Source organism: Bosea sp. F3-2 (assembly GCF_008253865.1).
Classification (GTDB): domain Bacteria; phylum Pseudomonadota; class Alphaproteobacteria; order Rhizobiales; family Beijerinckiaceae; genus Allobosea.
This window is the reverse complement of record NZ_CP042331.1, coordinates 1,849,603-1,871,111: the sequence shown is the minus strand read 5'-3', so window position 1 is coordinate 1,871,111 and position 21,509 is coordinate 1,849,603. Positions and strand designations below refer to the sequence as shown.

The window sequence follows — 21,509 nt, the reverse complement described above, 5'->3', positions numbered from 1 at the left end:
ATGACACTGCCGGATGGCGAATACATGATCAGAACAATTACAATGCGAGAAAACGGCAGGAGATGGGCCGAATTTGCAGGGCGAATACGCGCTCCGATGCGTTGACGATATCGTGTTTCAAGAACAGCATTTCCCCGTTTCCGACCCTGGGGGAATCACCATGAGCACGAAGAAGTATGTCGCCGAAGCCATCGGCACGTTCTGGTTGACGTTTGCGGGTTGCGGCAGCGCGGTCATCGCTGCAGGTTTTCCGAATGTCGGCATCGGGTTGCTCGGCGTTTCGCTCGCCTTCGGCCTCACCGTCGTGACGATGGCCTATGCGATCGGCCATGTTTCCGGTTGCCACCTCAATCCGGCCGTAACGGTCGGCCTTGCTGCCGGCGGGCGGTTTCCGACGGGGCAGGTTGTTCCCTACATCGCCGCCCAGGTGGTCGGCGCGATCGTGGCCGCGGCCGTTCTCTACCTGATCGCCCGCGGCGCGCCAGGCTTTGATCTCGCCAATGGTTTCGCCTCGAACGGTTATGGCGAGCATTCACCCGGAAAGTACAATCTCGTCTCGGCCTTCCTCATGGAAGTCGTGATGACGATGATGTTCCTGTTCATCATCATGGGTTCGACCCACGGCAAGGCTCCGGCAGGCTTCGCGCCGCTCGCCATCGGCCTCGGCCTGTGCCTGATCCATCTCGTCAGCATCCCGGTGACGAACACCTCGGTGAACCCGGCGCGCAGCACCGGCCCGGCGCTGTTCGTCGGCGGCTGGGCGCTCGGCCAGCTCTGGCTGTTCTGGGTCGCTCCGCTGATCGGCGGCGTGCTCGGCGGTGTCGTCTATCGTTGGCTGAGCGACGAGCCGCACGGCGTCGTCGCCGGCACTCAGCCGGCCGAATAGGCCCGCTCGACCTTCCCGCAAGGTAGTTTCAAGGCCGGCGTCGACAGCGCCGGCCTTTCTGTTCTGCGGCGATGACTCTATGTGGGCCGGTTGCTGCTGATCGGCCGGGCTTCGATCACGACGAAGGCTTGCGCCAGCGGCGGATCGTCCGTCAGCGAGACATGGACGATCGGCTCGAAGCCTGCCGGCGTCATGGCCTTTACGCGCTCCAGCGCGCCGCCGGTCAGCCGCATCGTCGGGCGCCCGCCCGGCAGGTTGACCACCTCCATGTCGCGCCAGAACACGCCGGCCCGCATGCCGGTGCCGAGCGCCTTCGAGCAGGCCTCCTTGGCGGCGAAGCGGCGGGCATAGGAGGCCGCGCGCGTCGCGCGGCGGTCGGATTTCGTCCGCTCGCCCTCGGTGAAGACACGGTGGGTGAAGCGCTCGCCGAAGCGTTCGAGGGAGCGCTCGATGCGGCGGATGTCGCAGAGGTCTGAGCCGATGCCGAGGATCATGAGCGGCTGTTAAAGCATCGTGCCGAAAAGTGGAATCCACTTTTCGGAGCCATGCGATGCGGCACTGGAGAGATCGATCGTCACGTGGCGCCCGGCAGGGCGCGGCGGTCTAGATAGCTTTTCGATCAGGCGGATCGCAGAAGCCGTCATTGCGAGGAGCGCAACGACGAAGCAATCCAGGGGGACTGGGTTGAACGTCTCACCCAGTCCCCCTGGATTGCTTCGCTGCGCTCGCAATGACGGTTCAACCTGATCGAAAAGCGATCTAGCTGCTCGCGCGCCCTTCCTCCATGGCTTTCCGCATCCGGCGGATCGCGACCTCCAATCCGACGAAGATCGCTTCGCCGACTAGGAAGTGGCCGATGTTGAACTCGACGAAGGCCGGAACGCCGGCAAGCTTGCGGGCCGTGTCGTAGTCGAGCCCATGCCCGGCATGGACCTCGAGCCCGAGCTTGGCCGCATAGGCAGCGCCGCTGGCAAGCCGCTGAAACTCGGCTTCCGCCTTGGCCGTTTTGCCATCCGCGACGGCATGGCACCAGCTGCCGGTGTGCAGCTCGACGACGGGGGCGCCGAGCTTGGCCGCCATCGCGATCGGCGCCTCATCCGGCTCGATGAAGAGCGAGACGCGGCAGCCGGCTGCCTTCAGCCGGGCGATGCGCGGCGCAAGCTGCGCTTCCTGGCCGACGACGTCGAGTCCACCCTCGGTCGTGCGCTCCTCGCGCTTCTCCGGCACCAGACAGGCCGCGTGCGGCTTCAGCCGCTCGGCCAGCGCGATCATCTCGTCGGTGGCGGCCATTTCGAAATTGAGCGGCTTCGTCAGCTCGGCAGCGAGCCGTTCCATGTCGTCGTCGCGGATATGCCGGCGATCCTCGCGCAGGTGGGCGGTGATCCCGTCGGCTCCGACGGCGATGGCGAGATGGGCGGCGCGGACCGGATCGGGCAGGATGCCGCCGCGCGCATTCCTCACCGTGGCGACATGGTCGATGTTGACGCCCAGACGCAGCCCTTCGGCCATGGTGCAAGCCCTCGTTGTAGTTGCCCGTGCTTAGAGCATCGGACCGAAAAGTGGAATCCACTTTTCGGGCAAATCCGATGCTATAGCAAAGAGATAGATCGCCACTTCGCGTCCGAACGGACGCACGGCGATCTAGACTAAAGCACGGCATCGGCTCAATGCAGGGATTGTGATGTCGGCCTCACGATTTGTGATCTGTGCGGCCGCCGGCAGTGGCGATTTGCGATTTGATAACCGCGAATGGTTGTTCGTTATCTGTGAAGGTAATCGTAACCGGCTCGCTGTAACGTCAAGACATAAATTTGCTAAACTTCGAATTGAACCGAGCGGGGCTTATGCAACTCCCCTTGAAGAACGCGACCTTCCACACGGACATCACGCCGGACCGTCGGAATGCTAGTCAGCCGCCGGAGCGTGCGCTCGGGCGGGTGATCGCCTGCGATGGCTCGCGCGCCACCATCCTGAGCGCAGTCTCGACCGCGAACTGGCAGGCGGGCGACGCTTGGGCGATCGGTCGTATGATCTCGATCAATCTCGGTCAAAGCCGCATCGTGGCCCTGGTCTACAAGCTGCATGCGGTCGAGCCGGCCTGGACGGACGGCGAGAATCCGATCCAGGTCGAGGTCGAATTTTTGGGTGAGGTTCTGGAGAAGGCGGACGGATCGGTGCGCTTCCAGAGCGGTATCACCACCTATCCGCCGATCGGCGCCGTCGCTCACCGAATCCGGGCCGGGGACCTCGCGCTCGTCCACGACCTTGGCGACCGGGCCGGCGCCGAGATCGGGCACATCACGCAGGATGCCAGCATCCCGGCCACCGTCAGTGTTCAGGACATGCTGTCGCGCCATTTCGCCCTCGTCGGCACGACCGGCGTCGGCAAGTCGAGCGCCGTCTCGCTGTTGCTGCGCCGTGCCGTCGCGGCGCGTCCGCGCCTGCGCGTGCTGATCCTCGATCCGCACAACGAATATTCCGTGGCCTTTCCGGATCTCGCCCTCACCATCGATGGCGACGCGCTCGACCTGCCGTTCTGGATGTTCAAGCAGGAAGAGTTCGCCGATATCGTCTTCCGCGGCCGGCCGGCCCTGGACGACGAGCCCGATATCCTGCGCGAGGTCGTCGCGGCTGCACGCGCCCGCTACCGGGTTCCGAGTAGCCAGGAACTGGCGCGTGACCTCGGCTCGAGCCTGCTCAAGCGCCCGCTCGATCTCGGCGTCGGGCGCAGCAGCCCAGAACCGACGCCATCGACGGGTGGCGTCGACGCATCGACGCCTTACCGTCTGAAGGACGCCTTTGCCGTCGTCGACGAAATGATCGGCCTGCACGAGCAGCGTTGGCCCAGGGCGGCGCTGCGCTCGCTGAAGGTGCGGCTGGAATCGCTCCATGCTGATCCCCGTTACCGCTTTATGTTCGGCCGCGCCAACATGTACGAGACGGTGGCGCCGATCTTGGGTCAGATCTTCCGCATTCCGATGCATGGCCGGCCGATCACTGCCTTCCAGCTCGGCGGCCTGCCGGGCGAGGTGGTCAATGCCGTCGCTTCGGTGCTGTCGCGGCTGGCCTTCGACCTCGCCATGGCGAGCCAAGGCGCCTGCGAGGTCCTCGTGCTCTGCGAAGAGGCGCATCGCTATGTGCCGTCCGACCAGGCGCTTGGTTTCGCGCCCACCCGCCAGGCGATCGCACGCATCGCCAAGGAAGGGCGCAAATACGGCGCCTATCTCGGCGTGGTCACGCAGCGCCCGGGCGAACTCGACCCGACCATCCTGTCGCAGTGCTCGACGGTCTTCGCGATGCGGCTCGCCAACGAGCGCGACCAGCAGATCATCCGTTCGGCGATCTCCGACGCCTCGGCCAGCACGATCAACTTCCTCTCCTCGATCGGCAACCGCGAGGCGATCGCCTTCGGTGAAGGCGTTGCCACCACGATGCGGATGCGCTTCGCCGAGCTGAAGCCGCATGAGCTGCCGGCGATGGGGGGACGCGCGGGGGAGGGCGGTGGCCGGCTGGAACCGACCCTCGACGACATGGTCCGGCGCATGCGGGCCTGAGCGCGAATTTCTTGCATCCCGGCGGCTTTGGCTGTAAGGGCCTGCTCAACCTATTCCCTGCATCGCTGAGATCGGAAGAAGCCGCCCATGGCTCGCGTTACCGTTGAAGACTGCATCGACAAGGTCGAGAACCGCTTCGAGCTGGTGCTGCTCGCCAGCCATCGCGCGCGGATGATCGCGTCGGGCTCGTCGATCCTCGTCGCGCGCGACAACGACAAGAATCCCGTCGTCGCGCTTCGCGAGATCGCCGACGAGAAGCTGAAGCCCGAGGATCTCAAGGAAGACCTGATCCACTCGCTGCAGAAGCATGTCGAGGTCGACGAGCCGGAGCCGGAGACCGTGCCGCTGCTCGCCAACCCCGCCACCGCCGCGACCCCCGACAGCGACATCCAGTTCGACCGGATGAGCGAAGAGGATCTGCTGCGCGGTCTCGACGGCCTCGTGCCGCCGACCGAGAGCGCCGACGACGAGGACTGATCCTCGGCTGGAGCATCGGACCGAAAAGTGGAATCCACTTTTCGGAGAAATCCGATGCTTTGACCGAGAGATCGATCGCCACTTTGCGTCCGATAGGAGGCACGGCGATCTAGCGTGAATCGATTGTTCATAGTTTGAAGTTAAAGCCCGGCAATGCCGGGCTTTTTCATGCCCGCTATCCGGAAAACGCCTTGCTGCCGCCCACGCCTGTGCAAATAATCATGAGTTGCAACAAGAGAATGTCGAGGCAGAGGCCCGCATGGGCATAATGCGGCAGTACGAGCTCGTTGACCGGGTCAGGAGCTACAATCCGAATACCGACGAGGACCTGCTCAACCGGGCCTATGTCTATGCCATGCGCGCGCACGGTACGCAGAAGCGCGCTTCCGGCGATCCGTTCTTCGCTCATCCGCTCGAAGTCGCGGCGATCCTGACCGATCTCAAGCTCGACGATGCCACCATCGTCGCCGCGGTGCTGCACGATACGGTCGAGGATACGGCCGCGACTCTGGAAGAGATCGAGAGCATGTTCGGGCCGGATATCCGCCGGCTCGTCGACGGGCTCACCAAGATCAAGAAGCTCGACCTCGTCTCCAAGAAGGCGGCGCAGGGCGAGAATTTCCGCAAGCTCCTGCTCGCCATCGCCGACGATGTCCGGGTGCTGCTGGTCAAGCTCGCCGACCGGCTGCACAATATGCGCACCCTGCATTTCGTCCCGCCTGAGAAGCGCCTGCGCATCGCCGAGGAGACGATTGAGATCTACGCGCCGCTGGCCGGCCGTATGGGTATGCAGGAGCTGCGAGAGGAGCTGGAGGAGCTCTCCTTCCGCCACATCAAGCCGGAAGCTCACGCCACCGTGACCAAGCGGCTGGAGGAGGTCACCGAGCGCGAGGGCAGGGTGATCGGCGAGATCGAGCGCGATCTGAAGGAGAAGCTCGCCGCCAGCGGCATCCAGGCCCAGGTCTCGGGGCGGCGCAAACGCCCTTACTCGATCTGGAAGAAGATGGAGCGGAAGTCGGTCTCCTTCGAGCAGCTCTCCGACATCTTCGGCTTTCGCGTCATCGTCGAGAAGCCGGAGGATTGCTACCGCGTCCTCGGCATCGTCCATATGACCTGGCCGATGGTGCCCGGCCGCTACAAGGACTACATCTCGACGCCGAAGCAGAACGATTACCGCTCGATCCACACCACCGTGGTCGGCCCCGGCCATAGCCGCGTCGAATTGCAGATCCGTACCGATTCGATGGACCGCATCGCCGAATACGGCATCGCCGCGCATGCGCACTACAAGGATGGCCGCCCTGGCGAGCCGACCCAGCTCGGCGACGAGAGCCGCGCCTATCAGTGGCTGCGCCGCACCGTCGATCTGCTGAACGAGGGCGACAGCCCCGAGGAGTTTCTCGAGCACACCAAGCTCGAGCTCTTCCACGATCAGGTCTTCTGCTTCACGCCGAAGGGCCGGCTCATCGCCCTGCCGCGTGGCGCGACCCCGATCGATTTCGCCTATGCCGTGCACACCGATGTCGGCAACAGCGCGGTCGGCGCCAAGATCAACGGCCGTATCGCGCCGCTCCTGACCGAATTGCAGAACGGTGACGAAGTCGAGATCACCCGTGCCGAGGGCCAGGCGCCACCGGCGGCCTGGGAGGCGCTCGTCGTGACTGGCAAGGCACGTGCCGCCATCCGCCGCGCCACCCGCGCCGCCGTGCGCCGGCAATATGCGGGTCTGGGCCGCCAGATCCTCGAACGCGCCTTCTCCCGCGCCGAGCGTGCTTTCTCCGACGACAAGCTCAAGGCAGCACTCAGGCGCCTCGCCCGGAACACGGTCGACGACGTGCTCGCCGCGGTGGGCCGCGGCGAGATGTACTCCGGCGATGTCGTGAAGGCGGTCTATCCCGATCTCGAACCGGAGAAGCGCGCCACGACCGAGACCAAGCCGGGCGCTGCGGCCAGCGGCAAGGGGTGGTTCGAGCTGCGCCAAGGCGAAAACCTGAAGTTCAAACTGCCGGGCGAGGGGCCCTCCGACGACAGCGCCATCCCGATCCGCGGCCTCGGCCGTGACCTGCCGGTGCGCTTCGCTCCGCAGGGGGGCGCGGTGCCGGGCGATCGCATCGTCGGCATCCTGACGCCGGGCGAGGGGGTGACGATCTACCCGATCCAGTCGCCGGCGCTCGCCGCCTTCGACAACGAGCCCGAGCGCTGGCTCGATGTGCGCTGGGATCTCGACGACAAGGTGCCGCAGCGCTTCCCGGCTCGCATTGCGCTGAAGTCGCTCAATGAGCCTGGCTCGCTTGCGCAGATCACCACGACGATTGCCGAGCATGACGGCAATATCGACTCGGTCTCGATGAACCGTCCGAACCCGGATTTCACCGATGTCACGATCGATCTCACCGTCTGGGACCTGAAGCACCTCTCGGCGATCATCAGCGAGCTGCGTGAGAAGCGCGTGATCAGCCGCGTCGAGCGGGTGGTCGGCTAGGAGGGTTTTAATACCGGAACCACGCCGTCATTCCGGGCTTGACCCGGAATCCATCGTAGAGCGCCAGCGCCCTTCGATGGATTCCGGATCGGCGCCGCTTCGCGCCTTGTCCGGAAAGACGGCGCGTTTCGATACGAAAGGGCTGACCCTAGGGACGGTTCGTCCCTAGCCCCGGAACGCGGCCGCCAGCTCCCGCACGAAGGCCCGGCCGCGTGGCGTAGCGGCGTTGCTGCGCAGGACGACCTGCGAGCGCCCGAGCGATGGCAACGCCCAATCCGCGCCGATATCGACGGCGCCTGGCGGGGCGATCCGGGTTGCCAGGGCAGCGACCCCAAGGCCGCCGGTCAGCGCAGCCTGTACCGCGGCCATCCCGCCGCCGATGAAGGCTTCGCGCCAGTCGATGGCGTGCCGGTCGAGCGCGTTGATGGCGTGCTGCCGCAAGCGACACTCGGAGACGAGGTTGATGAGCGGCAGCGGCGCGTCCTCGCGACGTGTCAGGGCGGGGGAGGCAAACCAGCCGAGGCTATCCTCGCGCAGAACCTCGCCGGTCTTGCCGGCGCCGATCCTGCGGATGAGGACCGCATCGAGATCGCCCGCCTCATAGGCCGATTCCAACTGGCTCGACGGCTCGATGCGCAGATTGACGATGAGGCCGGGGTCGCGCGCAGCCAGTCGCGCGAGCAGCGCCGGAACGTCGGCGCCGGCGGCCTGCTCGCTAATACCGATGGCGATCTGTTCTACTGCTTCGCTGAAGGTCGCGAGCGCCCGGTTGTGGGCAACGAGGAACGCCCGGGCGACCGGCAGGAAGCGTTCACCCTCGGAAGTAAGCCTTACCAATCGTGGATGCCGCTGTAGCAGGAGCTTTCCGAGTATTGTCTCCAGCCGCTTGATCCGCGTGCTAACCAGCGATTGTGTCGAGCCGAGCGCCTCGGCCGCTCGGGTGAAGCTCGACAGCTCGGCGGTCTGAAGGAAGGCTGCAACCGCTTCCACATCCAGGGCAGGGGTGCTCATAAATCAAAAATCCGTATTTATGATATCAACAAAGATACGATTTATCGTTTTATGATTCAAGGCTAGCTTCTTGCCATCGACCGGTAGCCATTTGGGCTGCTGCAGATGGAGAGAACCATGCCCCTGATCCGGATTTCCATGCGCCGCGGCCGTCCCGCTTCCGAGCCCGCCGCCATCGTCAACGGCGTCTATCGCGCTCTGCGCGAAACTTTCGAGGTGCCGGAGGGCGATCTCTTCGCCATCGTGCATCAGCATGACGCCGACGAGTTCATCTATGACGCCAATTATTTCGGCTTCGACCGTTCGGACGCGATGGTGATCATCCAGCTCACCGTCAGCGCCTCGCGCGGCATCACGCAGAAGAAGGCGCTCTTCGCCAGGATCCACGAGAACCTGCGGCGCGATCCCGGCCTGCGCTCGGACGACATCTTCATCAACCTCGTCGAGACCGCCCGCGAGAACTGGTCCTTCGGTGCCGGCGTCGCGCAATACGCCTGAGGCGCGGCCGCCGTCATTCTCGGGCGCCACGCAGCGGCGACCCGAGAATCTCATGACGAGAGGATGCTGGTTGCCGAGATGGTCGGGTCAAGCCCGACCATGACGCGGTTCCTTCCGGTGCGCGCCTGGCCTACATCCAGTTCATGGAATGGACCGACGAGGGCACGATCATCGGCCTCAAGGCTCATGGCGAAAGCGCTGTGATCCTTGAGGTGATGACCCGCGACCATGGCCGTCATCTCGGCCTTGTCCGAGGCGGGCGTTCGCAGAAGGCGCAGCCGCAACTGCAGCCGGGCAACCACGTCTCGCTGACCTGGCGCGCCCGGCTCGATGAGCATCTCGGCGAGTACAAGATCGAGCTGCTGACTTCCCACGCTGCCCGCTTGATGGCGGCTCCGATTGCCCTCTACGGGCTGGGAACGATTGCCGGGCTGCTGCGGCTCTTACCGGAGCGGGATCCGCATCCCGGCCTCTACGAGGGGCTCGCCGTCCTCATCGCCCATCTCGACGAGCCGCGCCTTGCGCCGCCGCTGGTCGTGCGCTTCGAACTGGCCATGCTGTCGGAGCTCGGCTTCGGGCTCGATCTGGCGCGCTGCGTCGTGACCGGCTCCACCGACGATCTCAGCCATGTCTCGCCGAAATCGGGCAAAGCCGTCAGCCGGCGGGCAGCGCAACCCTATCTCGACCGGCTGCTGGCACTGCCGGCCTTCCTGGTCGAGGGGCAGGGCGGGCGCGAGCCGTCCTCGGCTGAGCTTCTGGCCGGTTTCGCCCTGACCGGGCATTTCCTGCGCCGTCACCTCTACGAGCCGCGCGGCCTTCGCGAGCCGCCGGAGCGGGCGCGGCTGATTGAACTGGCGACGCGCGCCGCGGCGAATTCACCCGCTGCGGATTCATCCACCGATTGAGCGTCAAAAGCCCGCCCCGGCGTTTGCACGCATGGCGGCGTACCTGCATTGTTCTGGCGGGCTGATTCGCGCTGTGCCATAGAGCATGGCGCGAAAAAGTGATGATCGGTTTTTCGCGTGGAGCAATGCTCTAACTTTGAGAATCGATCACGTTTTTCGCATTCGGACGGTGCCGTCCGAATGCGACGTGATCTGGGCCGCGCGAATTTTCGACGAGACGAGGGCTGAAGACGTATGGGCAAACCGGTCGATCCGCCGCCGGAAGATGAAGCCGAGCGCATCGATCTGAAATCGGCGCTTGAGGAGCGCTATCTCGCCTATGCGCTCTCCACCATCATGCACCGCGCCCTGCCGGATGCGCGCGACGGCTTGAAGCCCGTCCATCGCCGCATCCTGCACGCCATGCGGCTGCTGCGGCTCGATCCGGGCCAGGTCCACAAGAAATGCGCCCGCATCGTCGGCGACGTCATCGGTAAGTTCCACCCGCATGGCGACCAGTCGGTCTATGACGCGCTGGTCCGCCTCGCCCAGGATTTCGCGCAGCGCTATCCGCTCGTCGACGGGCAGGGCAATTTCGGCAATATCGACGGCGATAACGCCGCCGCCTACCGCTACACCGAAGCGCGCATGACCGAGGTCGCGCGCCTTCTCCTCGACGGCATCGACGAGGACGCGGTCGATTTCCGCGAGACCTATAATGGTGAGGATGAGGAGCCGGTCGTGCTGCCGGCGGCCTTCCCCAATCTGCTCGCCAACGGCTCGCAGGGCATCGCGGTCGGCATGGCGACCTCGATCCCGCCGCACAACGCCGCCGAGCTCTGCGATGCCGCGCTCTACCTGATCCAGCATCCCGAGACCTCGTCCGAGCAGCTCATGACCTTCGTGCCGGGGCCGGATTTCCCGACTGGCGGCATCATCGTCGAGAGCCGGGAGTCGATGGCGGAGACCTATCGAACCGGCCGCGGCGCCTTCCGCACCCGCGCGCGCTGGCAGGTCGAGGATCAGGGCCGGGGCACCTGGCTCGCGGTGGTCACCGAGATCCCCTACATGGTCTCGAAGGGCCGGCTGATCGAGAAGATCGCCGAGCTGCTCAACGACAAGAAGCTGCCCTTGGTCGCGGACCTGCGCGACGAGTCGGCCGAGGACATCCGCATCGTCATCGAGCCGCGCGCCCGCAACGTCGATGCCAACCTCATGATGGAATCGCTGTTCAAGCTCTCCGAGCTGGAATCGCGCATTCCGATGAATATGAACGTGCTGACCGGCGGTCTCGTGCCGCGCGTGCTCGGTCTGGCCGAGGCGCTGCGCGCCTGGCTCGACCATCGCCGCGAAGTGCTGCAGCGGCGTTCGCGCTTCCGCCTCGGCCAGATCGAGAAGCGCCTTGAGATCCTGCGCGGCCTGCTGATCGTCTATCTCGACCTCGACCGGGTGATCAAAATCATCCGCGAGGAGGAGGAGCCGAAGATCGAGCTGATGAAGGTCTTCGACCTCACCGAGGTCCAGGCCAACGCCATCCTCGACACGCGCCTGCGCGCTTTGCGCAAGCTCGAGGAGATGCAGCTCAAGACCGAGCTCGACGAACTCACCAAGGAGAAGGCGCAGATCGAGGAACTGCTCGCCTCCGAGGCGACGCAGTGGAAGACGATCGCCTGGGATATCCGGCAGGTGAAGAAGGCTTTCGGCCCGGAGACGGCGATCGGCAAGCGCCGCACCGACTTCGCCGACATGCCCGACACCGCCGACATCGACCTGACCCAGGCCATGGTCGAGCGCGAGCCGATCACGGTCGTCATCTCGAAGAAGGGCTGGATCCGCGCGCTGAAGGGCCATGTGCAGGACCGCTCCAGCTTCTCCTTCAAGGGCGACGATGCGCTCCAGACGGCGTTCTTCACCGAGACGACGGCGAAGGTGCTGGTACTCGCCTCGAACGGCAAGGTCTTCACGCTCGACGCCTCGAAGCTGCCCGGCGGTCGCGGCTTCGGCGATCCGATCCGGCTGATGATCGAGCTGGAGGAGACTGCGGAGATCGTTTCGGCCTTCCCCTACAGGCCGGGCACCAGGCTGCTGATGGCGACGAGCGAGGGCAGGGGCTTCGTCGCCCCGGCCGACGATGTCGTCGCCAACACCCGCAAGGGCCGGCAGGTTCTCAATGTCGACGGCGCGATGGTTGCGATGCTGGCGGTGCCGGCAGACGGCGATCATGTCGCGATCATCGGACAGAACCGCAAGCTGCTCTGTTTCCCCATTTCGGAAGTGGCAGAAATGGGCCGCGGCAAGGGCGTGCGCCTGCAGCGCTACAAGGATGGCGGTCTTTCCGACGCCAAGACCTTCAACCTCACTGAGGGCCTGACCTGGCTCGACACCTCCGGCCGGACCTGGACCGTGCCGCAGGCCGATCTCATGGAGTGGCTGGGCCACCGCGCCGAAGCCGGCCGCCTGCCGCCCAAGGGCTTCCCGAAGAGCAATACGTTCGGGGGGTAAGCCGTGCTGGAAGGCGACCGCGTCATGCTCGGGCTCGACCCGAGCATCTCTGGAAGGAGAGCCGTTCCTTACTGCAAGAGCTTCTCGGGTCTACGCTTCGCTTCGCCCGAGAATGACGCGAATTCAAGGTCTTACGCGTCGGTCCGGAATCAACCTCGCAGCCGCTTGAATCAAGCTCTCAGCGGATCGGCCGGCCGAGAACGCCGACTTCGAGACCGAGCGTGATCTTGTCGGTCACGGCCCATTCCACGCCGGCGCGGGCCTCGGGCCGCACGGCGATCTCGCTCTGGCTGAAAGGCGCCGAGAATGCCGTCGCCCCATAGCGCCAGGTTTCGTTGGCGGCCGACATGCCGACCTTGGTGTAGAGCAACACGTCGGGCGTCACCAGCACGCCGGTCTTGACCTGGAAGGCGCCGGCGAAGTCGCGTGTGTAGGCCGCGTTGCCGAAGCTCGGATAGCCGTAGCCGCCGATCGCAGGGGCATAGTCGATTGCGCCGACGATGCCGTAGACGAAGTTGCCCTCGCGCCGCATCGTGCCGGCCTCCAGCCCGAAGGTCGGTCCGGCGCTGGTGCGCATATGCTTTGAGCTTGTGACCTGGAAGCCCGAGGAGATGCGGGCATAGGAGCCCTCCCATCGCGGCGAGATCATCGGCTCGTCCCAGGCGAAGGACGGCAAGGTGGCGAAACCGGTGAGGGGCAGAAAGGTCTGCGCCTGCGCCGCGCCCGCGAAAAGGACCGAAAGCGCCGCAGCCGAAAGAAGCGGAAATCTCACGTCGAAGCCATCCTCGCGCAGAAGCGCCCTGCGGGAAGCTAGCATGAGGCGGGGCGAATGTCGCGGTTTTGTGGCGCGGCCACGGGTCGCTCAGGCGATCTTCGTCCTGAGCTTGAGGAAGCGCAGCGTCCGCTCGGCGGTGGCAAGGTCGAGCTTGGCATAGGCGTCGACATCGTCGTCGATATCGCGCGAGGAGAAGTAGAGGCGCCGCGCGCGCAGCTGCAGGATGGCGCGGAAGGCCGTGGTGCCGATCCCGAGCGAGCGGCAGGTGACAGCGATGCCGCTGGCATCGCGCTGCATCAGCACGCGCAGCGCCTGCTCGATCGTGATGTCGCCGATCTGCGCCAGGACCTGCGCGAGATGGTAGGCGCGGTCTTCGTCGGCCAGCATGGTCAGCACGTCATCGACCTCGCGGACCTTCGCGGCTAGGTCGGAGAGCAGGAGCTTGACCTCGAGGCGTTGCTGGCGCGCCTGGCGGGCAAGGGAGACAGCCTCCTGCGTCGCGTTCGCACTGGGAGCAGTTCCTTCCGCGAATTGCTCGACGATCCGCAGGACGCGCTGGGCACGGTTCGGCGCAAGGTCCGAGCGGCTGGCCAAAGCGCCGGTGATGCCGGCATCGCCCTGGCCACGCTCAAGCAGCCGGTCGAAGCCGCGGTCGGAGAAGGCCGCGCCCTCATTGGCGCTGACCGTGTGCAGCACCTTCTGGTCTCCACGCTCGACCAGGATGTCGGTGACGCTTTCGGAGAGCCGTGCGCGTTCCGCGATGGCGACAAGATGCTGCTGCGACTGGGTGACGGCGATGGCCGCGAGATCGGTGTCGGTCAGCACCGGCGAGAGGGTCAGGACGAGCCGGGCAACCTCGGCGTTGCTGTCGCCGCCGAGGGTGACGGCGACATTGTGCGGCAGGGTCGGCATGGTCGCCACGCGGTCCGCATAGCCCTTGCGTTCGTCATCGCCGAGGTGGCCGAGCGAAGTTGTCGCGATTTCCCCGTAGTGTTCCTTGACGGCCTCGCTCGGTTCCTGATCGAGGAGAAACAGATCCGTGACCGCATGAAGCAACTGCCGGCGCGAATCCGACGACATGTCGGCCGGCATCCGGGTCAGGTTACGCAACATGAAGGCCCCCACGGCAAAGTAGCGGCCACAGCATGCCCGAACCAGCTTGATTTACTCTTAAGGCAACAGGTTCTTTTTCTCGGCAGCGGGGCAGTACGCCCCGCTGTCTGGCCCGCGATGCGCGCACCGGCATCCCTCGGCGACTTTTCAGATTACGCAGGCAAGGATTGCGAATTTCTGGTCAGGAGATGGTCGATCAAGGCCATCGCAATCAGAGAAAAGCCCACCAGCGGGAAGATGAGTCCCCCGGTCGCGAGCAGGCCGAGGACGATCCGCAGCGTCGCCTTCTCTGCCGGCAGGGGCGGGACGCCGAGCGAGCCCTGTGGCCGTCGCTTCCACCACATCACCAGCGCCGAGACCGCAAGCAGGATGATCGCAAGGCAGACCGCGAGCATCAGGAGATGGTTCGCCAGACCGAATTCCTGGCCCATATGGACGTTGATGCCCCATTCCAGCGCTTTGCCGAGCGGGCCATAATCGGCATAGCTCATATCGATCAGCGGCTTGCCGCTGTACTAGTCGAGATGGATCACTCGCTGGAAAGTCATGTCCTTCGGATAGACCGAGCCGGTATAGACGCCGCTCGGCCCGCTCGGGAGATTGACGGCATAGCCCCGCTTCAGGCCGAGGCGGTCGAAGATTGCGATTGCCGCGTCGAGGCCGATCGGCTTGCCCTCGGCTGCCGTCGATTCCGGCATTCTGGCGTGCTCCAGCGACCACGAGGTCGGTCCGGCATGGGCGAGGTGCTCGTCCGACATCGGCACGGCGATGCGCAGGCCGGCCGGGTAGCCGAAATTGTGGCCATTGGCCCATTGGTTGACCTTGGCGCCCCAGAGCACCGACCAGGGCATGCCGGTGATGGCGAGGAACAAGATGAAGCCTCCGGCAGTGAGGCCCGTGACCGCGTGCAGGTCTCGCCAGAACACGCGCTGCCGCGGCTTGCCGCGCACGGTGACGATGTGCGATGCCAGCTCCCGCCGGGTGGTCGCGAAGGGGGCGGCGGGCGGCGGCAGGGCGATCGCTGCCGACAGGCACAGGCTTGCGCAGCAATCGGGCAGCTTGCTGCCGCTGTCCGATGCAGGCTCGGCCGGTGCCGTCTGGCCGGGCGCGCAAAGAGGATGCAGGAGCGTAGGCGAAGGCTGGGCCGAAAGCCCAGCGGCAAGCGCCGCGAGCGTCGTCTGCAGAACCAGGACATAGACGGCCACCAGCGCGAGCGCGCTCCTGTGCCAGTTCACTCGTCCTGCCGTCCCCTTCATGCGAAGGCGCTTAGCCGATCATCCCGATCGGCGGAAGCGTCTACCGTGACGCGCTAGAGAACGCGTGATCCGATCAGGTTGATCCAACCTGATCGGTGAATCAGTCTCTAGTCCTCAGGCCGCCGGCAGGCAGGCCGGGCCGAGCGGCTCGAAGCTCTTATAGGTCAGGATGAACTCCTGATGGCCGAGCTCCTCCGATTTCGTCCTGCCGCCCTGGCCGAGCGATACCACGAGGTCGCGGATCTCCTGGCCGACCTCGTCGAGGCTGGCGTGGCCTTCGAGGATGCGCCCGGCATCGACGTCCATGTCCTCGGACATCCGGCGGTAGGTCTCCGGATTCGCGCAGATCTTCACCACCGGCGAGATCGCCGAGCCGACGACCGAGCCTCTGCCCGTCACGAACAGCACGCAATGGGCCCCGCAGGCGATCAGCTCGGCGATCTCGGCATTGTCGTTGATGTTGGGGAAGCCGAAGCGCACCTCGCCGTCCGGTACCACGTCGAGCAGGTAGAGCCCGCCATGCGGCGGCACGTCGCCGGGCTTGATCAGGCCCGAGATCGGCGAGGCGCCGGATTTGGCATAGGCGCCCATCGACTTCTCCTCGATGGTCGAGAGCCCGCCCTCGGCATTGCCGGCGGCGAAGGAACCATAGCCCAGCGTCGCATAGTAGCGCGCCGCCTTGGCCACCGACTTCTCCAATTCCAGGCCGAGCGCTGGCGTAACCGCGCGCGCCGCCATGATGTGCTCGCAGCCGATCAGCTCGCCGGTTTCCTCGAAGATGCAGGCGGCACCCTCGGCGATGAGTTGGTCGAAGGCGCGTCCCGCGGCCGGATTGCCGGTGATACCGGAGGTTCCGTCCGAGCCGCCGCAGACCGTGCCGACGACCAATTCCGAAACCGCCATCGGCACGGTTTCCTGCGCGTCGAGCGCGATGCGCTGCTCCTCGACCCAGGCGCGACCCTCGCGGATCGAGGTGCGGGTGCCGCCCGTGCTCTGGATGATGATGGTCTTCACCGGGCGGCCGCTGGCGCGGATCATGCGTTCCAGCGCGTATTTGTTGAAGCTTTCGCAGCCGAGCGAAACCAGCAGCACGGCGCCGACATTCGGATGGGTGCAGAGCTGCTCCATCATCCGCTCGGCATAGGGGTTGGGATAGCAGCCGGGAAAGCCGATGGCGTGAACGCCTTCCTCGCGCCAGGGCAGCGCGATCTCGCGCGCTACATGATGGGCGCATTCGACGAGATAGGCGACCGCGACGGTGTTGCGGATGCCCTTGCGCCCGTCGGATCGGAGATAGCCGCGCATCTCGCTCATGCCGAGGCTCCTGCCTTGCGCTCGTCTTCCAGATGGTAGGTCGGCGTGTAGTCGCTGCGCATGTTGTGGACATGGACATGCGCGCCGGCGGCGATCGCCTCGGTTGCGACGCCGATCGGTGCGCCGTATTTCAGGATCTTCTCGCCGGCCGCGATGGCGCGGCAGGCGATCTTGTGGGCGAGCGCTATGTCGCGGTCGAGCACTGCGGGACCGGAGCCGGTTTCGATACTGTCGCCGGCTTTCAGCCGCACCCGCGCAACCAGGACGTTGTCGCGCGGATCGAGCAGGATGAGGTGCGGATCGTGTGTCATCGTCTCGCTCCCTATGGCCTAGGCGCCGTCATTCCGGACAAGCCGCGAAGCGGCGCCGATCCGGAATCCATCATAGAGCGCGGAGCCTTACGATGGATTCCGGGTCTCCGCTGCGCTGCGCCCGGAATGACGAGCGCGCTGAGGCTCAGAACTTGCCGTACTGCAGATAGGCCTGCTGCGGATCGGTGCCGGCGAGGATCGCGGTGCGGACTTTGTTCTCGGCCGAGATCGCCGTTTCCGACTTCTCCAGAACCTCCTCGATGATCTCGGCAGGAATGCGGACGACGCCGTCGCGGTCGGCGAGGATGTAGTCGCCGGGGCGGATCCAGACGTCGCCGATCTTGATCGGCTCATCGACCGCCTTGGGCAGCCAGACGCCGACGATATCGCGCGGCGTATAGGCCTTGAAATAGGCCTGGAAGCCCATCTCGACCATGAATTCGGTGTCGCGCGAGAGCCCGTCGATGACGCAGCCGCGCACGCCTTTGTTCTTCAGCGTCTCGGCCGAGAGCTCGCCCATCAGCGCGATCTCGTTCGTGTTGGGCTGGCAGACCCAGACATGGCCGGGTTTGGCGGCGGAGAGCAGGCCGGTCCAGCCGAGCAGCGTCTCATGCGCGTCGAACGCGCCGGTCTTGCCCTCGACGGTGAAGGCGGGCCCCGCAAGCTTCTGGCCGGGCAGGAGCGGGCGCAGTTCCGGGGGCAGCACGAAGTCCTTCAGGCCCATCGCCCGCATCGTGTCGTGGATGATGCCGGTGTAGCAACGCTCCAGCCGCAGCGTCAGGTCTTCGCTCATGTTTCCTCCGGTCGGCATATGTCGCGGCGGGGGCCGCGCTGGCCGTTGGCGGCACAGTGCCGGGAGGGGTGAAGCGTCGCAAGCGCGTTTTGCGCGCGTCGCGGATGCGTTTCAATCGGTTGAATCGGTGCGGTCGACGCGCTCCCAGCCCTGTGGCATCAAGCGCTCCTGCGGCAGGAAGCGGGCCTTGTAGGCCATCTTCGGCGAGCCTTCGACCCAATAGCCGAGATAGACATAGGGCAGGCCCAGCCGCCGCGCCCGGGCGATATGGTCCAGCACCATGAAGGTGCCGAGCGAGCGCAGCTCCAGGTTCGGATCATAGACCGAGTAGACCATGGAGAGCCCGTCGCTCAGCTTGTCGGTCAGCGCCATGGCAAAGAGGTCGCCCTCGCCGCGGCCAGTGAAGCCCGAATCGGGGCCGCGCCGGCGGTATTCGACGAGATGAGTTTCGACATGGGTGTCCTCGACCATCATCGCGAAGTCGAGTGCCGACATCGTCGCCATGCCGCCATCCGGATGGCGTTCGTCGAGATAGGCGCGGAAGAGCGAGTAGTGCTCGGAGCGCGGCTGCGGCGGCCGCACCTCGCCGATCAGGTCGTTGTTGCGCGCCAGCACTCGGCGGAAGCCGCGCGAATAGCGGAAATCATCGACGCAGATCCGGACGGAGATGCAGGCCCGGCAGGTCTCGCAGGCCGGGCGGTACGCGATGCTCTGCGAGCGGCGGAAGCCGCCCTGCGACAGCACGTCGTTGAGTTCGCGCGCCCGGGACCCGACCAGATGCGTGAATACTTTCCGTTCCTCGCGTCCCGGCAGATAGGGACACGCGGTCGGGGAGGTGAGGTAGAATTGCGGGGCGTCCCGCAATGGGCGCGTCACGTCGGCGGGCTCCGAAAAAGCTGCGCCCCTTCAATGTAGCATCGGTGGCGGCGGCAACAAGCACGAGGCGGCCTATGACGCGATCTTGCTGCCGACAATTTCCCAGCGTCGACTGGACAGTGGACGGACTGGCCTCGGGAGCTTGAAATGTCCGGCGAGAAGGTGGCGCTCAGAGGCGCGAAGGAAACGCTCCTGATCACGCTCTGCGCGAAGGCAGGCGAGAGCCGTTTGCCCGATTCGCTCCTGAAGGATCGCTTCGCCGCGGACGCGGTGGGCCGGATCGACTATGACTTCGTACGGCTCGGGATCGATCGCGACATGATGATCGGCGTCGCCTTGCGGGCGCATGTCATCGATGGCTGGACACGGGATTTCATCGCCCGGCACCCCGAGGCGACGGTGCTGCATCTCGGCTGCGGGCTCGATGCCCGCGTTTTCAGGCTCGAGCCTCCCGCCGGAGTCCGCTGGTTCGACGTCGATTATCCGGATGTCATCGCCTTGCGGCAACGCCTCTATCCTGCTCGCGAAAACTGTACGCTGCTCGGATCGTCGGTGATCGAGCCGGGTTGGATCGAGGCGGTGCCGCGGGATCGGCCGGCTTTCGTCATCGCCGAAGGCCTGTTGCCCTATCTGCCCGAGGAAGAGGTGGTGATTCTATTGGAGCGGGTGATGGACCACGTCCCCGGTGGCGAACTGGCCTTCGATGCCTATAGCCATTTGGGCCTCTCGCTGATCGCCTGGCAGCCCTCCGTCCACTCGACCGGTGCGGTGCTGCACTGGGCGCTCGATGATCCGCGGGAGCTGATGCGGAAACTGCCACGGCTCGAGCTCGTTCAGGAGCTGACGGGCTATGGCGCGGATGGGTTTGACCCGCGCCAGGTTGCTCGGATGTCGCTGCCTGCGCGGGCTGCCATCCAGATCTTTGGATGGATTCCCGCGCTGTCGCAGATGGCGCGCCTGCTGCGCTTCCGCTTCTAGACCTGATCAGGCCCGGACGACGACGAGCCCGGTCAGCAGGTCGTGGCCCATGCGCCGGTCTTCGCGGGCGAAGCCGCAGGCGACGTCGACGAGCCAGAGCAGGAAGGTACCGGCGGCGACGTAGAACAGCAGCGCATGCACGGCTGCCGTCAGACCGTCCGGCCGGCCGCCATTGACGGTCTCGACCCTCAAGCCCGCGACGCGCATGCCCCAGGTGGACTGGCGCCGGCCACCGATCGTCAACGCCGCATAGCCGAGAGCGGTCGCGACCGTCGCGATCGGGATGAGGAGCCAGGTGGCGCCGAAGGTGACGATGCCGAGCACAACCAGCAGCACGAGGACCAGCCAGCCGAGGAAGAACAGCACGACGATATCGATCAGCCAGGCGAACAGGCGAGACCCCAGAACGCCGCTGAGGTTCTGATAGGGACGCTGCTCCAGAGCCGTGATCGGCGGCTGGCCATAACGGGTATCGCTCATCGAGACTTCAATCCTCCAACGGCGCGCGGGATGCGGCGCCCGAGCGGATATGTTTGATCAGCGTGCCGGTTCCGCAAGGCCGCGTGGCAGGATCCGTCGTGGCGCGAAGCCGTTTTTGGCAAGCGCGTCCTCGATCGCGCGCGAATGCGCCTCGCCCCGCGTCTCGACGGTAACGTCGAGCGAAACGCCCTTGGCTGGCACGTCGAGAAACAGGCGGCCATGGCTGACTTCGAGGATATTGGCGCCTTCATTGCCGAGCAGGCTCGCGATCTTGCCGAGCAGGCCCGGCCGGTCGTTGGTGGTCAGGCGGAAGGCGACGATGCGGTCCTCGCGTTCGAGTTCGCGCACCATGATCGCGGCGAGCAGACGGGTGTCGATATTGCCGCCGCAGAGCACGAGCCCGACCTTGCGCCCGGCATAGCGCTTGGGGTCCTTCAGCATCGCGGCCAGCCCGGCGGCGCCCGCGCCTTCCGCAAGGCTGTGCTGCAGGCTGGCATAGGCGTTGACGGCGCGCTCGATCAGGTCTTCGCTAACGAGGACGATATCGCTGACCAGGCTGGAGATCACCGGCAGCGTGAGCTGGCCCACCGTCTTGACCGCGATGCCTTCAGCCAGCGTCGGCCCGCCGATCGGCCGGTCCTGCGCATGCACGGCGTTGAAGAAGGAGGGATAGAGCTCGGCCTCCACGCCGATCAGTTCGATCCCGGGCTTGATCGCCTTGGCGGCGACGGCGTTGCCGGCCATCAACCCGCCGCCGCCGATCGGAATGATCAGCACGTCCAGATCGGGCTCGTCGGCCAGCATTTCGCGCGCCACCGTGCCTTGGCCCGCCATGACCGCCGCGTCGTCATAGGGGTGGACGAAGACGAGTTGCTCGGCGCCGGCAAGCTCGTGCGCCTTTTGGCTGGATTCGAAGAGCGTCTCGCCATGGAGCACGACACGGGCACCATGGGTACGGGTGTTCTCGACCTTCACCAGGGGCGTCGTCTCGGGCATCACGATCGTCGCCGGAATGCCAAAGCGCTTGGCATGATAGGCCACCGCCTGGGCGTGGTTGCCGGCCGACATGGCGATGACACCGCGTGCCCGCTCGCTCTCGCTGAGCGTCAGCAGCTTGTTGACCGCGCCGCGCTCCTTGAACGAGGCGGTCGCCTGCATGTTCTCATGCTTCACCAGCACGGTCGCGCCGGTCAGCTCGGACAGGCGCGGCGCCGGCACCAGCGGCGTCCGCAGCACATGCCCCTCGATGCGGTTCGCCGCCGCGTCGATATCCTCGGGAGTGATGGCGAAGGCTTCGCTCATGATGCGCTCCATCCAGG

General features: G+C 65.6%; 19 protein-coding genes and 1 pseudogene. 8 read left to right on the top strand and 12 right to left on the bottom strand.

The window, feature by feature from the left end; genetic code table 11:
• Nucleotides 1-160 precede the first annotated feature (160 nt).
• The gene (aqpZ, locus tag FQV39_RS08685; RefSeq protein ID WP_149129925.1) at nucleotides 161-886 is read left to right on the top strand and encodes an aquaporin Z; all 726 of its coding nucleotides are present in this window, start codon (nucleotides 161-163) and stop codon (nucleotides 884-886) included.
• Between the two features lie 77 nt (nucleotides 887-963).
• On the opposite strand, the gene acpS is transcribed toward aqpZ, so the two are convergent.
• Both acpS and FQV39_RS08675 read right to left on the bottom strand, forming a co-directional pair.
• A complete protein-coding gene (gene acpS / locus FQV39_RS08680) occupies nucleotides 964-1,380 on the bottom strand; it encodes a holo-ACP synthase (protein WP_149129924.1) in 417 nt (138 codons plus the stop codon).
• 265 nt (nucleotides 1,381-1,645) lie between these two features.
• Entirely contained in the window at nucleotides 1,646-2,395 is a 750-nt protein-coding gene (locus FQV39_RS08675; protein WP_149129923.1) for a pyridoxine 5'-phosphate synthase, read from the bottom strand.
• 335 nt (nucleotides 2,396-2,730) lie between these two features.
• Between FQV39_RS08675 and FQV39_RS08670 the strand changes: the two genes are divergently transcribed.
• From FQV39_RS08670 to FQV39_RS08660, 3 genes are all read left to right on the top strand, one after another.
• Nucleotides 2,731-4,440 carry an ATP-binding protein gene (locus tag FQV39_RS08670; protein ID WP_149129922.1) on the top strand — a complete coding sequence of 570 codons (1,710 nt, stop codon included), beginning with the start codon at nucleotides 2,731-2,733 and terminating at the stop codon, nucleotides 4,438-4,440.
• An 87-nt stretch (nucleotides 4,441-4,527) separates the two neighbouring features.
• Nucleotides 4,528-4,917, top strand: coding sequence for a DNA-directed RNA polymerase subunit omega (rpoZ, locus tag FQV39_RS08665; RefSeq protein WP_149129921.1), 390 nt, complete (start codon nucleotides 4,528-4,530; stop codon nucleotides 4,915-4,917).
• 265 nt (nucleotides 4,918-5,182) lie between these two features.
• Nucleotides 5,183-7,399, top strand: a complete 2,217-nt coding sequence (locus tag FQV39_RS08660; RefSeq protein WP_149133741.1) for a RelA/SpoT family protein — start codon at nucleotides 5,183-5,185, stop codon at nucleotides 7,397-7,399.
• Nucleotides 7,400-7,564: 165 nt separating this feature from the next.
• On the opposite strand, the gene FQV39_RS08655 is transcribed toward FQV39_RS08660, so the two are convergent.
• On the bottom strand, nucleotides 7,565-8,410 hold the full coding sequence (locus FQV39_RS08655) for a LysR substrate-binding domain-containing protein (RefSeq protein ID WP_149129920.1): 846 nt from the start codon (nucleotides 8,408-8,410) through the stop codon (nucleotides 7,565-7,567).
• Nucleotides 8,411-8,527: 117 nt separating this feature from the next.
• Here FQV39_RS08655 and FQV39_RS08650 point away from each other — a divergent pair, with 117 nt between their 5' ends.
• The 3 genes from FQV39_RS08650 to parC all read left to right on the top strand — a co-directional run bounded on the left by FQV39_RS08650 (nucleotide 8,528) and on the right by parC (nucleotide 12,294).
• Nucleotides 8,528-8,908, top strand: a complete 381-nt coding sequence (locus FQV39_RS08650) for a tautomerase family protein (RefSeq protein WP_149129919.1) — start codon at nucleotides 8,528-8,530, stop codon at nucleotides 8,906-8,908.
• A gap of 143 nt (nucleotides 8,909-9,051) precedes the next feature.
• The gene (gene recO / locus FQV39_RS08645) at nucleotides 9,052-9,813 is read left to right on the top strand and encodes a DNA repair protein RecO (RefSeq protein WP_149129918.1); all 762 of its coding nucleotides are present in this window, start codon (nucleotides 9,052-9,054) and stop codon (nucleotides 9,811-9,813) included.
• A gap of 234 nt (nucleotides 9,814-10,047) precedes the next feature.
• Nucleotides 10,048-12,294 (top strand): DNA topoisomerase IV subunit A, encoded by a 2,247-nt coding sequence (parC, locus tag FQV39_RS08640; RefSeq protein ID WP_149129917.1) that lies wholly within the window; start codon nucleotides 10,048-10,050, stop codon nucleotides 12,292-12,294.
• 178 nt (nucleotides 12,295-12,472) lie between these two features.
• On the opposite strand, the gene FQV39_RS08635 is transcribed toward parC, so the two are convergent.
• The 7 genes and pseudogenes from FQV39_RS08635 to FQV39_RS08605 form a co-directional block, all read right to left on the bottom strand.
• Entirely contained in the window at nucleotides 12,473-13,066 is a 594-nt protein-coding gene (locus tag FQV39_RS08635; RefSeq protein WP_248313296.1) for an outer membrane protein, read from the bottom strand.
• 90 nt (nucleotides 13,067-13,156) lie between these two features.
• Nucleotides 13,157-14,182, bottom strand: a complete 1,026-nt coding sequence (locus tag FQV39_RS08630; RefSeq protein WP_149129916.1) for a DUF2336 domain-containing protein — start codon at nucleotides 14,180-14,182, stop codon at nucleotides 13,157-13,159.
• A 152-nt stretch (nucleotides 14,183-14,334) separates the two neighbouring features.
• Nucleotides 14,335-15,141: pseudogene (locus tag FQV39_RS08625) on the bottom strand (PepSY-associated TM helix domain-containing protein); the annotation flags it as partial.
• A 411-nt stretch (nucleotides 15,142-15,552) separates the two neighbouring features.
• Nucleotides 15,553-16,752 carry a UxaA family hydrolase gene (locus tag FQV39_RS08620; RefSeq protein ID WP_248313295.1) on the bottom strand — a complete coding sequence of 400 codons (1,200 nt, stop codon included), beginning with the start codon at nucleotides 16,750-16,752 and terminating at the stop codon, nucleotides 15,553-15,555.
• Entirely contained in the window at nucleotides 16,749-17,063 is a 315-nt protein-coding gene (locus tag FQV39_RS08615) for a UxaA family hydrolase (protein WP_149129915.1), read from the bottom strand. The genes FQV39_RS08620 and FQV39_RS08615 overlap by 4 nt, the downstream gene beginning before the upstream one ends.
• Nucleotides 17,064-17,208: 145 nt before the next feature.
• Nucleotides 17,209-17,856 carry an RraA family protein gene (locus tag FQV39_RS08610; protein WP_149129914.1) on the bottom strand — a complete coding sequence of 216 codons (648 nt, stop codon included), beginning with the start codon at nucleotides 17,854-17,856 and terminating at the stop codon, nucleotides 17,209-17,211.
• A 111-nt stretch (nucleotides 17,857-17,967) separates the two neighbouring features.
• Nucleotides 17,968-18,732: an arginyltransferase gene (locus FQV39_RS08605; RefSeq protein WP_149129913.1), complete on the bottom strand. Its 765-nt coding sequence runs from the start codon at nucleotides 18,730-18,732 to the stop codon at nucleotides 17,968-17,970.
• Nucleotides 18,733-18,879: 147 nt separating this feature from the next.
• Here FQV39_RS08605 and FQV39_RS08600 point away from each other — a divergent pair, with 147 nt between their 5' ends.
• Nucleotides 18,880-19,710 (top strand): class I SAM-dependent methyltransferase, encoded by an 831-nt coding sequence (locus tag FQV39_RS08600; protein WP_149129912.1) that lies wholly within the window; start codon nucleotides 18,880-18,882, stop codon nucleotides 19,708-19,710.
• Between the two features lie 6 nt (nucleotides 19,711-19,716).
• Here the strand turns inward: FQV39_RS08600 and FQV39_RS08595 are convergent, their stop codons facing one another.
• Nucleotides 19,717-20,190: an RDD family protein gene (locus FQV39_RS08595; protein WP_149129911.1), complete on the bottom strand. Its 474-nt coding sequence runs from the start codon at nucleotides 20,188-20,190 to the stop codon at nucleotides 19,717-19,719.
• Nucleotides 20,191-20,247: 57 nt separating this feature from the next.
• Nucleotides 20,248-21,492 carry a threonine ammonia-lyase gene (locus FQV39_RS08590; RefSeq protein ID WP_149129910.1) on the bottom strand — a complete coding sequence of 415 codons (1,245 nt, stop codon included), beginning with the start codon at nucleotides 21,490-21,492 and terminating at the stop codon, nucleotides 20,248-20,250.
• Nucleotides 21,493-21,509: the final 17 nt, after the last annotated feature.